The sequence below is a fragment of the Pantoea sp. EABMAA-21 genome (assembly GCF_030053335.1).
Taxonomy (GTDB): Bacteria; Pseudomonadota; Gammaproteobacteria; order Enterobacterales; family Enterobacteriaceae; genus Pantoea; species Pantoea communis.
Map to the genome: position 1 here is coordinate 133,163 of NZ_JASGBX010000007.1, position 12,559 is coordinate 145,721.

General features: G+C 51.1%; 13 protein-coding genes and 1 pseudogene. 3 read left to right on the forward strand and 11 right to left on the reverse strand.

Features of this window, described 5'->3' with window-relative positions; all coding sequences use genetic code 11:
* Nucleotides 1-138 precede the first annotated feature (138 nt).
* Together QMZ65_RS12555 and QMZ65_RS12560 are read right to left on the reverse strand one after the other, a co-directional pair.
* Nucleotides 139-1,539 carry a YfcC family protein gene (locus QMZ65_RS12555; protein ID WP_034822473.1) on the reverse strand — a complete coding sequence of 467 codons (1,401 nt, stop codon included), beginning with the start codon at nt 1,537-1,539 and terminating at the stop codon, nt 139-141.
* Entirely contained in the window at nt 1,526-2,665 is a 1,140-nt protein-coding gene (locus QMZ65_RS12560; RefSeq protein WP_283216091.1) for a M20 family metallopeptidase, read from the reverse strand. The genes QMZ65_RS12555 and QMZ65_RS12560 overlap by 14 nt, the downstream gene beginning before the upstream one ends.
* A gap of 110 nt (nt 2,666-2,775) precedes the next feature.
* On the opposite strand from QMZ65_RS12560, the gene QMZ65_RS12565 reads away from it, so the two are divergent.
* Nucleotides 2,776-3,696: a LysR family transcriptional regulator gene (locus tag QMZ65_RS12565; RefSeq protein ID WP_283216092.1), complete on the forward strand. Its 921-nt coding sequence runs from the start codon at nt 2,776-2,778 to the stop codon at nt 3,694-3,696.
* 75 nt (nt 3,697-3,771) lie between these two features.
* Here QMZ65_RS12565 and QMZ65_RS12570 read toward each other — a convergent pair whose 3' ends face one another.
* On the reverse strand, nt 3,772-4,977 hold the full coding sequence (locus QMZ65_RS12570; protein ID WP_283216093.1) for an MFS transporter: 1,206 nt from the start codon (nt 4,975-4,977) through the stop codon (nt 3,772-3,774).
* A 190-nt stretch (nt 4,978-5,167) separates the two neighbouring features.
* On the opposite strand from QMZ65_RS12570, the gene QMZ65_RS12575 reads away from it, so the two are divergent.
* Nucleotides 5,168-5,791, forward strand: coding sequence for a TetR/AcrR family transcriptional regulator (locus QMZ65_RS12575; protein ID WP_283216094.1), 624 nt, complete (start codon nt 5,168-5,170; stop codon nt 5,789-5,791).
* 42 nt (nt 5,792-5,833) lie between these two features.
* Here QMZ65_RS12575 and QMZ65_RS12580 read toward each other — a convergent pair whose 3' ends face one another.
* The 5 genes from QMZ65_RS12580 to QMZ65_RS12600 form a co-directional block, all read right to left on the reverse strand.
* Nucleotides 5,834-6,055 (reverse strand): hypothetical protein, encoded by a 222-nt coding sequence (locus QMZ65_RS12580; protein ID WP_058960781.1) that lies wholly within the window; start codon nt 6,053-6,055, stop codon nt 5,834-5,836.
* A gap of 226 nt (nt 6,056-6,281) precedes the next feature.
* Nucleotides 6,282-6,905 (reverse strand): response regulator transcription factor, encoded by a 624-nt coding sequence (locus QMZ65_RS12585; protein WP_283216095.1) that lies wholly within the window; start codon nt 6,903-6,905, stop codon nt 6,282-6,284.
* Nucleotides 6,906-7,047: 142 nt separating this feature from the next.
* Nucleotides 7,048-7,161 carry a hypothetical protein gene (locus tag QMZ65_RS12590; protein ID WP_283216096.1) on the reverse strand — a complete coding sequence of 38 codons (114 nt, stop codon included), beginning with the start codon at nt 7,159-7,161 and terminating at the stop codon, nt 7,048-7,050.
* 8 nt (nt 7,162-7,169) lie between these two features.
* Nucleotides 7,170-7,655 carry an autotransporter outer membrane beta-barrel domain-containing protein gene (locus QMZ65_RS12595; protein WP_283216097.1) on the reverse strand — a complete coding sequence of 162 codons (486 nt, stop codon included), beginning with the start codon at nt 7,653-7,655 and terminating at the stop codon, nt 7,170-7,172.
* Between the two features lie 117 nt (nt 7,656-7,772).
* The gene (locus QMZ65_RS12600) at nt 7,773-8,486 is read right to left on the reverse strand and encodes a response regulator (protein WP_349306766.1); all 714 of its coding nucleotides are present in this window, start codon (nt 8,484-8,486) and stop codon (nt 7,773-7,775) included.
* Nucleotides 8,487-8,887: 401 nt separating this feature from the next.
* On the opposite strand from QMZ65_RS12600, the pseudogene QMZ65_RS12605 reads away from it, so the two are divergent.
* A pseudogene (locus tag QMZ65_RS12605) lies at nt 8,888-9,022 on the forward strand (Fic family protein); the annotation flags it as partial.
* Nucleotides 9,023-9,129: 107 nt separating this feature from the next.
* On the opposite strand, the gene QMZ65_RS12610 reads toward QMZ65_RS12605, so the two are convergent.
* From QMZ65_RS12610 to QMZ65_RS12620, 3 genes are all read right to left on the reverse strand, one after another.
* Nucleotides 9,130-9,999: an ATP-grasp fold amidoligase family protein gene (locus tag QMZ65_RS12610; protein ID WP_283216098.1), complete on the reverse strand. Its 870-nt coding sequence runs from the start codon at nt 9,997-9,999 to the stop codon at nt 9,130-9,132.
* Nucleotides 10,000-10,004: 5 nt separating this feature from the next.
* Nucleotides 10,005-11,240, reverse strand: coding sequence for an oligosaccharide flippase family protein (locus QMZ65_RS12615; RefSeq protein WP_160833162.1), 1,236 nt, complete (start codon nt 11,238-11,240; stop codon nt 10,005-10,007).
* A gap of 447 nt (nt 11,241-11,687) precedes the next feature.
* Complete coding sequence (locus QMZ65_RS12620) at nt 11,688-12,554, reverse strand: DMT family transporter (RefSeq protein WP_283216151.1); 867 nt, start codon at nt 12,552-12,554, stop codon at nt 11,688-11,690.
* Nucleotides 12,555-12,559: the final 5 nt, after the last annotated feature.

Consider the following 12,559-nt stretch of genomic DNA (forward strand, 5'->3'; position numbering starts at 1 on the left):
GTCCGCGACATTCACTCCGGTAAATTAATCGTGCAGTTACCATAACACATTATTTTCGAGCTGCAACCGCTAATGAAATATTAGCAGCGATGAAAAAGGGATGCCAAACAGGCCATCCCTTTTGTCAGAGGAAAATATTTAGAACGGACCCCAGTTGATCGCCACACCAATCAGCAGCGTCACCACGCAAATCGCAAACCAGATGGCGACGACCGGTGCCACGAATTTAAGCCATTTGCCGAACGAGATATTGGCCGTGGCCAGCGCGGCCATCAGCACACCCGAGGTCGGACTGATGGAGTTCACTATCCCTTCGCCCAGCAGCACGGTTTGCACCGTGACCTGACGTGTCAGGCCGAGGTTATCGCCCAGCGGGGAGAAAATCGGGATCAACAACGCTGACTCGCCCGAACCGGATGAAATGCCGAAATGCATCAGTGCGGCGCTGATAAACATGCCCACAGCGGCAATCGCAGGCGGAACCGGTGCCAGCAAGTCTGACAGGAAGCCAACAATCGGATCGAGGATATTGCCCTGCTGCAGCACCACCGAAATCGCACCTGCCATCCCGACAATAAAACCGCCTTTGACCAGCTGAGAGCAGCCGCTCAGGAAGGTGTTAGCAATAGCAGAACCGGACAAACGGCCAATTAAACCGACCAGAATCGACAGGATGATAAACATCGCAGACATCTCATTGGTGGCCCAATGCAACTGCACCGTACCCACCATAAACAGAATCAGCGTCACCGCGCAGGTCAGCAGAATCAGTTTATGACGGCCGGTAATCGCCAGCGGTTCAGCGCTTTCCACCGCAGTGTCCACGCGCACCTGACCATTTTTGCGCATGCGCTTCACGGTAATAATCAGGTAAATCGCCACCGTTAGCACAAACAGCAGGTTGGTGATACCGCGCAGTAACATGCCCGAGAACAGCGGCAACTGCGCCAGATGCTGTGTCAGACCGGTGGTGGCCGGGCCGAGAAACGCCACGTTGAAGCCTGCCGCGCAGGTCAGGTAGATCAGCGCCATGCCGATCACCGGCGGTAAGCCTAACGAACGTGCCACCAGCAGGCCAATCGGCACAAAGGCCACCACCGAGTTTTGCACCACGCCGGTACTACCGAGGATGGCGAAGATCACCGCGAAAATCAGGATCAAACGGGTATCGCTGATTTTGGTGCTGCGTGACAGCGAATTCAGCGCCGTGGCAATCGCGCCTGTGGCTTCAATCACCGCCAGCAGCCCGCCGGTGAACAGAATCAGGAAGATGATCGGTGCCGCTTTGATCACCCCCTGTACGATGGCCATGAAAATCTCGCCGGGGTAAACGCCGGTACGCGCCACTTCATGCAAACTGCCTTTAATGGCAAAGGTCACGCCATTGCGGGTTTCGTGATCAAATTTACCCGCCGGGATGATCCAGGTAGCGACCGCTGCCAGCACCAGGATGATAAACAGCAGCAGATAAGGGCTCTGCTCACTCTTCTTGCCTGCGGGTTGCATCGCACTATTTTTTTCAACATTAACCTGCGACATGGTCTTCCCCCAGCATTAGACCCGCTACCAGCGCGGTGCGTGAGGCAATATCGGCAATGATGATGTGCTCATGACGCGCATGAATACCTGCACCGGTCGCGCCCAATCCATCTAAGGTTGGGATATCCAACGCTGCAGTGAAGTTACCATCGCTGCCGCCGCCCACCGATTGACCTTCCACGCTGAAACCGATCTGTTGTGCCACGGCTTGCGCACGCTGCATGATCGCCAAAGACTCTGCGCTCTGGCGCATCGGTGGACGTGATTGTGCGCCGGTAATCTTCAGCTTAATGCCCGGTAAGTGTGGCTGAATCTGGGTGATTTCGGCGTGAATGCGCTGGGCTTCCTCTTCGCTGGTGACGCGCGTGTCGATGCCCAGCACCGCTTTATCCGCCACCACGTTGATGCGATTACCGCCCTGCGCAATCCCGACGTTGACGGTGGTGCCACGATCCGGTGCGTTCAACCCATGCAGGAACAGCACCTGATGTGCCATCTCCTGCACCGCGCTGATACCTTCTTCAGGGTTGTTACCTGCATGCGCGGCCTGGCCGGTGATCACGATTTGATATTGGCCCGTGCCTTTGCGCGCAACCTTCAGCGCACCGGTGCCAGCCACGGCGGGTTCCACCACCAGCACTTGCGATGACCCTAACGCATGGCGGGAAAGCCACTCGCTGGAGCTTGGGCTGCCCACCTCTTCGTCGCTGCCACAGAGGAAAACGATGCGTTTCCCTGCCAGCAAGTCGTGTTCTTTTAACGCGCGCGCCGCCCAAATCGACTGCACCAGGCCCGCTTTCATGTCCAGAATGCCGGGGCCATAAAACTTGCCGTCTTCCTCGCCCATCGGCAATTCGCCTTCATCCCAGACGGTGTCAAAATGGCCGAGCACCACGGTTTGATCGTCGCCTGAGCCCAGCGTGAACTTGAGGTGGTTCCCGTAGTGTTCCTGTACATCGATTTCAGCATCAATACCCAGACGCTCGGCGAACAGGGCTTGCAGCACGTTGCCACAGCGATCCACCGCTGCCTTGTTCATGGAGGGTGACTCTGCTGCCACCAGGGTTTTGATATCTGAGAGAATATCGTCTGAATGCTGTTGCAAATAACTTATTATATTTTTCATTACTTCTGTCCTCACCAAGTGAATCTCGAGTATGAGGATAAAATTGCGCTTAAAAAATGGGTATAAAACGTTATTATTGTTGACCTGAGATCAACAGATAATGAAAACCTATGGCAATGCTGCTCTATCCTGACAAGTCCATAAGATACTTGTATGAAGTCGGTGTCCATGGCGGTATTCGTCGTGCGGCGGAAGCTCTGGATGTCGATCCCGCGGCCATCAGTCGTCAGCTTTCGCAGCTGGCGCGTGATATGCAACTGCCACTGCTGGAGCGGCGCGGACGCAATGTGGTGCTCACCGAAGCGGGGAAATTGCTGGCTGAGGATTACGCGCAAACGCATCAACGCAGAAGCCACCTGGAAAGACGTCTGCGCGATTTGCGCCATAAACGCGGCGGCTCGATCCGTATGCGTGTCGGCCAGGGGATGGTCGATGAGGTGGTGAAGTATGTCTTGCGGCCTTTTTCGCAAAGCTATCCTGAAGTGTTCATCGATATTTTATCGGGCGATATGCAAACCACGGTGAGCCTGATCACCCGTGGCGAAGTGGATATGGCCGTGGGTTTTGGCCCCCTCGGTCCGCCCGGCGTGAAGTGTCACAGTTATCTGCGCGGCCCCATCTGCGCCATTGTGCATCGTGACCACCCCATCGGATTGTATCAACAGGTTGAGGTCAGCGATCTTGCCGAATATCCACTGATTGGCATGGACAAAGACTTTGGTATTCAAAGCTATATGAACGTCATGTTTAATCAGGAAGGATTGGTGTTCACGCCCGCCTACAGCTGCAACCTGTTTTCCAGTGCGATTGCGCTGAGCCAGGCGGGAATGGGCATTGCCTTTATGACCACTAAAGTGGTGGAAGACGCTCTGGCATCACGCAATCTGATCGCTGTGCCGATCAATCATCGCATCGCCCGCGAGAGCCAATGCCATCTGTTACGCAGCGCCGACCACCGCTTTACCCCAGCGGCACAGCACCTTTGGCAGCTGCTGTGCAAGTTTTTTGAGGGCAGTTCACATGACGCTTAATGTGGGAGATGCCACTCCACGTGAGCGGCGATTAACATTTCCAACGTGGGGGCAGACCTTATATTGAGCGAACGATTAATGACCCGTGCGAGCGCCCGCTCTAAATCCGTGTTCACTTGCTTGCCAGGCGATAACGAATGCGACGATCAAGAGCACAAGCAAAACGGGTGGGAATGATTGCGCGCCCCAGTGATTCAACAAAATGCCGCCCGTGATGCCGCCCGCCGCAATCGCGCCGTTCCACGCCACCACGTTCATGGAAAGTGCGATATCTGCGCCCTCTCCGGCGGTATCCGCGAGCGCCGTTTGCAATAGCGTTGCTGCCCCGCCGAAGGTCAACCCCCACACGGCAACACCGAGGTACAGCACTGCTGGAATGTGCGAAAAGCCCATAAACCCCAATGAAACCAGGGCAAATACCGCCAGACTCACCAGTACGCTGCTGCGTAATTGGCGATCGATCAGCCGCCCGATCACAGCAATCGCCAGCAGCGCGGAAAGCCCGAACACCAGCAGCACGACATCCACTTGAGAACCCAATCCGGCCAACTGCAGAAACGGGGCGATGTAGGTATAGAGAATGTTGTGAGCCAGCATCCAGGCGATCACCACACTGAGCACGGGTCTCACACCTGGCGTGGTGAGCACCTTCAATAGCGGCATACGTTCATGGCGCGATTGCCCCGGATAATCAGGCACTTTGGTCAGCACCCATACCACCAGCACAAGGGTTAAGGCAGAGATAACCGCGAAGGCGCTGCGCCAACCCAGCAGGCCACCCAGCCAGGTGCCGAGCGGCAAGCCCAGTGACAAGGCGATAGGCGTGCCCACCATGGCGATGGCCATCGCTTTGCCCTGCTGGTGAATCGCCACCATCCTGCGGGCATAGCCCGCCAGCAGACTCCATGACAATCCCGCTGCTACGCCAGCCAAAAAACGTGCCGTTAGCGTGAGCCAGTAGTTTGCGGACAGCGCCGTAATAGAATTGAAAATCAGGAACCCGGCGATAGCCAGCAGCAATACATTTCTGCGCCGCCAACTCTGTGTCGCGATGGTCAATGGGATCGCGGCGATCAGCGAGCCCAGCGCATAAGCCGTGACCGTCTGCCCCGCCAGCGCGTTAGAGATGCTGAGTCCCGCTGCCATTTGCGGCAACAGCCCGGCGGGTAAGGTTTCGGTGATGATGCAAATAAAGCCCGTCATCGCCAGCGCCAGCAGAGCCGATATCGGCAGCGGTTCTGTTGCTGCATCTTGTTCAGTAAGTGCGAGTTCTTTTTCCATAATTCCTTCTGAAATCATTTATGTATCGACTGGTATATATTTAGCCGTGCAATATCGCCTTGTTGAAGTTAAAGAGAGCGATCTGGATTAATATAGCGATCGGTACACTAGTCAGGCAGGTTCGCTTTGTCAACGAGTTATGTATCGTTTAGTATAGTAATCCACTGCACGCATTAAACATGAGGACGCGATGGCAACGATGGGACGCCCGAGAACATTTGATCGAGACCAGGCGATCGAACAGGCGATGTATCTGTTTTGGCAGCAGGGCTACGAATCGACTTCGCTTACCCAGCTCAAAGCCAGCATCAACAACGGCATTTCCGCACCCAGTTTTTATGCCGCATTCGGTTCGAAAGAGGCATTATTCCGTGAGTGCGTGCAGCGCTATCTCGCGACCTTTGGTCAGGTAACGGAATTCCTGTGGGATACCAATCTGACGGGACGTGAAGCCGTGGAAACCTCGCTGCGACGCTCAGCGCAGATGCAGTGCGAGCCAGGCCATCCCACCGGATGTATGGTTGGCCTCGGTGCCATGAGCGCCACCTCCGCCGAACATGCCGCCGTGACCGAACCGCTGGCACGCTCGCGCGATCGCACCCGAGCCGGAATCGCCGCCGCGATAGAGCGTGCCGTTGCCGCAGGCGAGTTGCGGCCGGACGTTGATGTCAGCGCGCTGGCGGCATCTCTAAGCACTTTTATGTTTGGTTTATCTATTCAGGCACGCGACGGCGCCAGCATTGAGGAACTCAACAAGGCGATTTCGCAGATGATGTGGATGTGGGATGCGAATAAGCGAATCGCCTCCGGTTAAACTTGCAAGCATCACGTTAAACCGGAAGCGTTTATCTGCCAATTACTTTTGTTGCTGCTGTTTGGCCTCAGCTTCCTTTTGCTTCTTACTGGCCATGTGGTGACCCACGACACAGCCCCCTACCGCGCCCATCACGGCATGGTGCGCAACATGCCCCGCTGCGGCACCAATCATCGCGCCTTTCAGGCATCCTTGTGCTTCAGCCTGAGCGCTGACGGCTAAAAACAGGCCTAAAGTGATAACCAGCTTTGACAGATTTTTCATACAACTGTGGTTCCGAAAAGGGATGAAGCTGAGTACGTTACCGATAAATTTGTTTGAATTCGTGCACTATTCGCTTAGGCGCACCACTGATTGAGGGCTGTTGATGAATGGTTGTTGATTGGGTGCTGCAATGGGGTTTCGTCAATCACCCATTCATCAACCACACACGGCACATCGTCATGCTGTTCGATGCCTGGAAGGGCTCTGATTAAGACTGTGAGTACTGCTACAGCAGATGATAGCGCCGCGCGAAGTCAATGAGTTTCACTAATGAGGTGATGTTCAGCTTTATTTTGAGGCGATGTTTATAGGTGCTGACGGTTTTTTCACTGAGCGACAGTTGCGCACCAATCTGTTTATTGCCCATGCCTTTTGCCAGCAAAATCAACACCGTCATTTCGCGCGCGGAGAGCATGCGTAAGCGTTGCTCATCACTGGCCCCATGGCGACGATCGGCTGCAGTCGGAAAATCCTGCGCTGGGGCGAAACTGTAACCACGCATCACCATGCGCACCGCCTCTTTGAATTCGCTGAGTTGATCCGAGGCGATGACATAGCCATCGGCACCCGCGTCCAGACAACGCTGCGCGAAATGCCCACTGTGCGGTGCCGCTATCACCAAAATTTTCATGGCACCACTCAGTGCGCGAAATGCGGACAGCAGCGTTAATCCTTCAAGGTTGTTGATGAGATTGACCACCAGCAAGTCCGGACACAGTCGTTGAACCTGATCCAGCGCTTCAACCACAGGCAAGCATTCAGCTAAGACGGTGATGCCGCTGTTTTTCAGCGCCATCACGCGTTCGCGGCAGTGGTCTGAGTGGTTATCGATGATAATGGCGGTATTCATGGCGTTCTGATGTTCCTTTCAGAGGGTGAATAAGCGTCCTTGCATGCTTATCACCTTAGCCCGCGAACATTGTACCGGCTGTAGGAGAGTACTTATCTGTTGAGCAAAAATCCGGCGCCAGGATGCCGCCGGATATCTGTGATTACCAGATCCAGCGCACACCGAAAGCCGCATTCCACGGGCTGTTCATATGCCGTCCTTTGCTGGTCGCTGCTTCGGTATAAAGCTGTAGATCAGGTTGAAGCTGAGCGGACATCCCCAATGTCATCCTTGCGCGCGTACCGGCAGTTCATTGCTGAAACGCTGATCGTTAAGGGTCATACGGTTGTTGCTTTCCAGCTCCTGAATCGCTGATAACCGTACCCACGGCGTTAACTGCGCCCCCTGGGATAAGGTCAGTGACTTGCCCACGACGCCGTGCAGCGCAACTCGTTGCGAGCGTGCCGAACCGCTACGGGCAGCCAGGCCATTATCAAAGCGGAAACTATCACTCTTCGCCCACAGCGTGCTCAACTGTGCCGACGGCTCAACGAACCCGCCACCGCTGCCATCAATACTGAAGCTGTCTACACCGGTCATCGTACCTGCAAGCGAGGAACCGCTGTTTAATGCCAGTGCGATACGGCTGGTGGTGTCAGTGCGGACGTTATCGGTGAGTACCGAGTCATGGCTGGCGGTGACTGCGGCTAAGGCATTGCTGTTGCCCTGTAATACATTGCCACTGCTTTGACATACGCACTTGATTCTCACCTTTATTTGCGGCGGTACACCTTTAAAAGTGACGCGCCCAAGGTGTTGATAAGGTGTATACTTCCTGATTGACGTAAAACCATCCAGTCTCTGCTGAATGGAATAAAAAATTGAATGTTAGAAAAGATGATCGCGGTATTTAAACAATTCTAAATCGGTGGTCAGCCCCAGTTTTTTCATCCCCGATTGCTTGTGCCCGCTGATGGTTTTACGGCTGCGTTTTAATTTTTCTGCGATCTCAATTACCTGCATGCCATCAAGGAAACAACGGATCACTTCCGCTTCACGCGGCGATAACAGCGTATCCAGTCGCGAAAGCTTCTCGCCGTTGGCGTGATACAGCGGCCCATCTAATACCGCGCCATCGCGCTTTCGCACTGGTATTTTGCTTAATTCACTTTCAATGTTATCTGGAATAAAGCGCAGCCCTCTGTCAATCACACGGATGGCTTCAAAATACGTCTGCGCCTCTTCACGTTTAGAAATATAGCCTTTGATTCCACTCATAAAGGCGGCACGTATTACCGCCAGGCTTTCCATGGAGGACGAGAGTAAAATCTTTAATGTTGGATGGCGTGATAAGATCTGTTTTATTAACGACAAACCATCAAGCTCATCGCCACCCAAAATATAATCCAGCACCAGCACATCAGCAGCGTTCTTTTGCAACCATGATAAGAGTTCGTGGCTATGGGAAAAGCTGCCGGTGATCTGCATATCGGGATAGTGGCTGGCTGCCATTTCCAGTGATAATCGAATCATCGGGTGGTCATCCAGTAATACTACCGTTATTTTTTCACCCGCGTAACGAATCATCAATGTCAACCTCATCAGTCAGCCAGAATAAACAACAAAATACGTTTTATTGCGTGCTGATCGAAACGCAAGGTGAGACCATTCTGAGTCAACAGTTACTGATTAAACGGTAGGGATTTACTTACACAGCCATGGCAAATAGTAGTGCCATCAAACTTCTCTGACAGGCGTTACATCAGGGTGACATCGACATGCTGGCCATCTGGCGTCCCGCTCTGGAGAACAACCGTACCGTTGCCGCCTCCTTGCCCTGGCTGCACGGTCAGGCCGTGGTGTTACATTCCGATCAGCCTCTACTTCAGCAAACGGAAATTGAGAACGGGTTATTGGCGTTAATGCAGGACAAACAGCATCAATGGGACCCCTATGGTGCCTCACCAAATAGTTTTTTGGATTGTTACCATGCAGTACAGCGACAGGCTACCGCTAAACGTCAAACGGCATCCACTTATTTGAAACAGCTTGTGGGAATCGGCGTATTAGAAGAGAAAAGTTATGGGCGCGAGAAGCTGTACATGAATACACGCCTGTTGCAGGAACTGAATCAATAAATGAAAAGGGATTAAGTGCTTCATTATGCCGCCCTCAATCCCCGAACCGCTATTCATCAACTGCCAGAGTTAACTCTACTCTGTCTGGGGCGCTCCATGCACACCAATCACAACCTCAGTTGCCCACCCAAAATGGCATCCGCTTCCTGAAGGGAGACATCCAGACCTGCTGAAGGCGTAAATGTCAGTTCACCAAAAATGACTTCGCCATTGAGAAGATAGAAATCAGTGCGCACGAATTTAAAATCGCTCGCCAGTTTCATTGCATACTGCTTCATTTTTACAAAGCCCTCAGGCATCTCGGGCAGGTCATACTTATTAATCAACTTCACCGTATCCTCAAAGGGTAGCGGATTCCAGTTCATGTCAAAGTAATAGAATTTAGGCGTGCCTTTTTCACGGCCGACACAAACCATGACGGCGTAGGGTTTACCGTTAAAGCAGTAAAACTTATAGTCGTCTGGAAAACCACCGCGTTCATTCTCGATAAATTTTTCGCAGAGAATCTTTCTCTCAATCTTTCGGTACTGTGGCTCAATAAAATGTGATGAGAAATCCTCACTTAACCACTTGCTCAACTGCCGGTTGGTTTTATCAACATCTAATGAGGATTTATCACTACAAATGATGTTGTAGCCTGCACCATGATTGCACTTGAGCGCAAACCTTTCAGGCAGTGCAGCATAGTCAATATCTTGAGGACTATCGTAGACGCCATAAAGCTCATTCAGAATTTGACCGCAGCCTTTGGATGAAATATATTCTCTGACTTTATACTTATCCGCACAGCGAGTGTAGATATCATTGTTCAGCTCATTGAACTTGAGCCACTGAATCTTTTCATTAAAATTGGTAGGATTGGTTAAATTAAGTTTCTTCTTGAATTTAATGTAGTAGTGGGCTTTAGCACAGAATTCTGGTGAAATATTAGCGCTAATTTTCAGAGCTGACTTAACTGTGTGTTTTATCATTCTCATTGAAATTATCTCGTTTTAAAAATGTTGAGGTGCATTTTGATGATTGTTCTATTCTTGAAAAAGTAATTCAGTAACGTGCAAGACAAAATTTCAACAATCAAAAAACAGTATGCAGCGCCATTAATCCCGAAGGAACGGATCATGACCCAGGAAAATGGCACGGTTAATACACAACATAAAAACATCTTCTTAGCCAGGTAGTTGTATCCGGACTCTTTAATCATATACCGGTAGCAGATCGTTCCCAGTGACGAGAACATCGTGCCAATAATGATGATGGGTATAATTTCGGCAGATTCCATATACTTATTGCCATAAAGCAAATGGATAAAGTCATCACCAAACAGATAGAACCCGCCTAGCACAACAAGAGACAGCAGGATAACAATCCTGTTGATTTTACTTAGTAATTCATCTACAGCAGGTTGATTCTTTTCATTGTAAATCTTTGAGAAGAAACTCGTTATTAATGCCAATACGATAAATGACCAGGCGCCTCCTATGGTTAATGCAACGCTATAGATTCCCAGATTTGAGTAAGAGATCATTTTAGCCAGAAAAATACTCGAAATCTGCGTGTAGATATCCGCTGATATGCTCGACAGAATTAAGGCTCCGCCGGTATACAACATATGACGGTTATACATCACAGCACCTTTACTACTTTCATTGACTGCTGTGGTCTGCCTAAAGTACACAAGGCGCATGACGTAAGGGACCAGAGGGATAATGATGATAGGTATCGTGAAATAGTAAATCGGCAGTTCAAAGTGAGATATGTAAAATCTGGCCATCAGTGCCAAAGACAATCCGATGACATTGGTAATCGTATTGATCTTTGATTTTAATTGAGTGTTGTTATAGATCGAAAAGAAGTCCATCACGATGTAATACGTCGCGATGCAGTTGGCAACGCCAAAGATAAAGACCGTGAGATCCGTAAAGAAGTAGAGATACGTGAGTACTGCACTTGAGGAGATGAGAAAGAAAAAACGTCTTTGATTCTGCGTATGCATCGCCAAAGAGATACCTGAACGGGCTCTCTCACTCATGCGTTTAAAAATAATATTCTGGCCACCAAACCATGACAACGTCTGTACAAAGATAAACAGCGAGGTGGCGATGTTTATCTTGCCAAAGTTATCCGGGCCAATGTATTTAGCCATTAATGAATTGATATATATCAGCCCGATGATATTGACTGACTTCTCCAGCATGATCCATATCGCGTTAGAATACATGTCACGTCTCACATACACTTATGTTGAGTTGCAGTTGTTTATGCTTGATTGATGTTCTACGCTCAAAAGCAACGGAGTTTATATGCATTACTGGTATATTTATTTTTCAAAAGGTTATATAGTCAAATAACCTTCATATTCTCTCTTTACTTTACGCTTTCATTTTAATTGGTCGATACTGTGACTGTTTACACAAAAATAGTGAAGGGTTTTCTGTTCGAATCAGATTAATAGCAGTCATTTATAAATATTAGTGCCAGACATTAATAAAGCGTTGTATTGAGGGAGTTAATTAAATAGGAGAGTAATAATCAGGAAGATAGGGGAATTAACTCGCGGTTTTGAGGCGACGTGCGCGCCTTACATGCCGCATAGCAGGTTTGAGTGATATGCCGATATAACCCTCTTACATAAAGAGTTCTGGGCATTCCGGCTGAAAAATCCCAATTACACGACCACCCTCTTCTTCATGACTGTGCCTCGTACCACTGCCAGCAATATCCCTCCTACAATCAGCAGCGTGCCGATCACTTTGCTGTGATCCAGCGATTCATGCAGAATTGCCACGCCCATCAGTAATGCCAGCGCCGGGCTGAGCAGTGACCAGGGCAGAATCTGGCTGGCGGGATAGCGTTTCAGCAGGCCGTACCACAATGAATAAGCGAGGATGGACGAACCCAGCGCGCTGTAGATGACCCCGAGCCAACCGCGCCAACCCGTTGCGAGTAGCAAAGTGAACTGGTGCTGCTCGGTGAGTAGCGAACTCACCCCCACCAGTGGAATGGCAAACAGTGACAGCCATCCCGTCATCGCCAGCGGTGCAATCGGCGGCAAACGCTTGATCAGCACCGTGCTGCATGCCCAACCACAGGCGCTCATCAATAACCACATAATGCTTTGCCAGTGCGACAGCGCCGGACTGCCCGCAAGAATCATCACGCCCAAAAACGCCACCACTACGCCGCCGATTTGCTGATAGCGCAGCCGCTCTTTGAGCCAGAATGCTGCCAGCAGCATGGCGATCGGCGTGCCCATCTGGATAAACACGGCGGTGGTGCCCGCATCGGTGGTTTGCATGCCAATCACCATTAACCCGAAATGCACAAAACCAAAGGTGAATCCCAGCAGCATCATGCCAGGTAACTGACGCCACGTCAGGCGATGAAACGGCAGCAGCAGGGCCGCCACCAGCACAAAACGCAGCGTCATCATGAAAAGCGGCGGCAGTTCCATCAGGCCAAACTTCATGGCGATAACGTTAAAAGCCCAGCCGTTGACCACCAGCAGCAGGATTAACAGGTCGCGCAGCGGAATGGGTT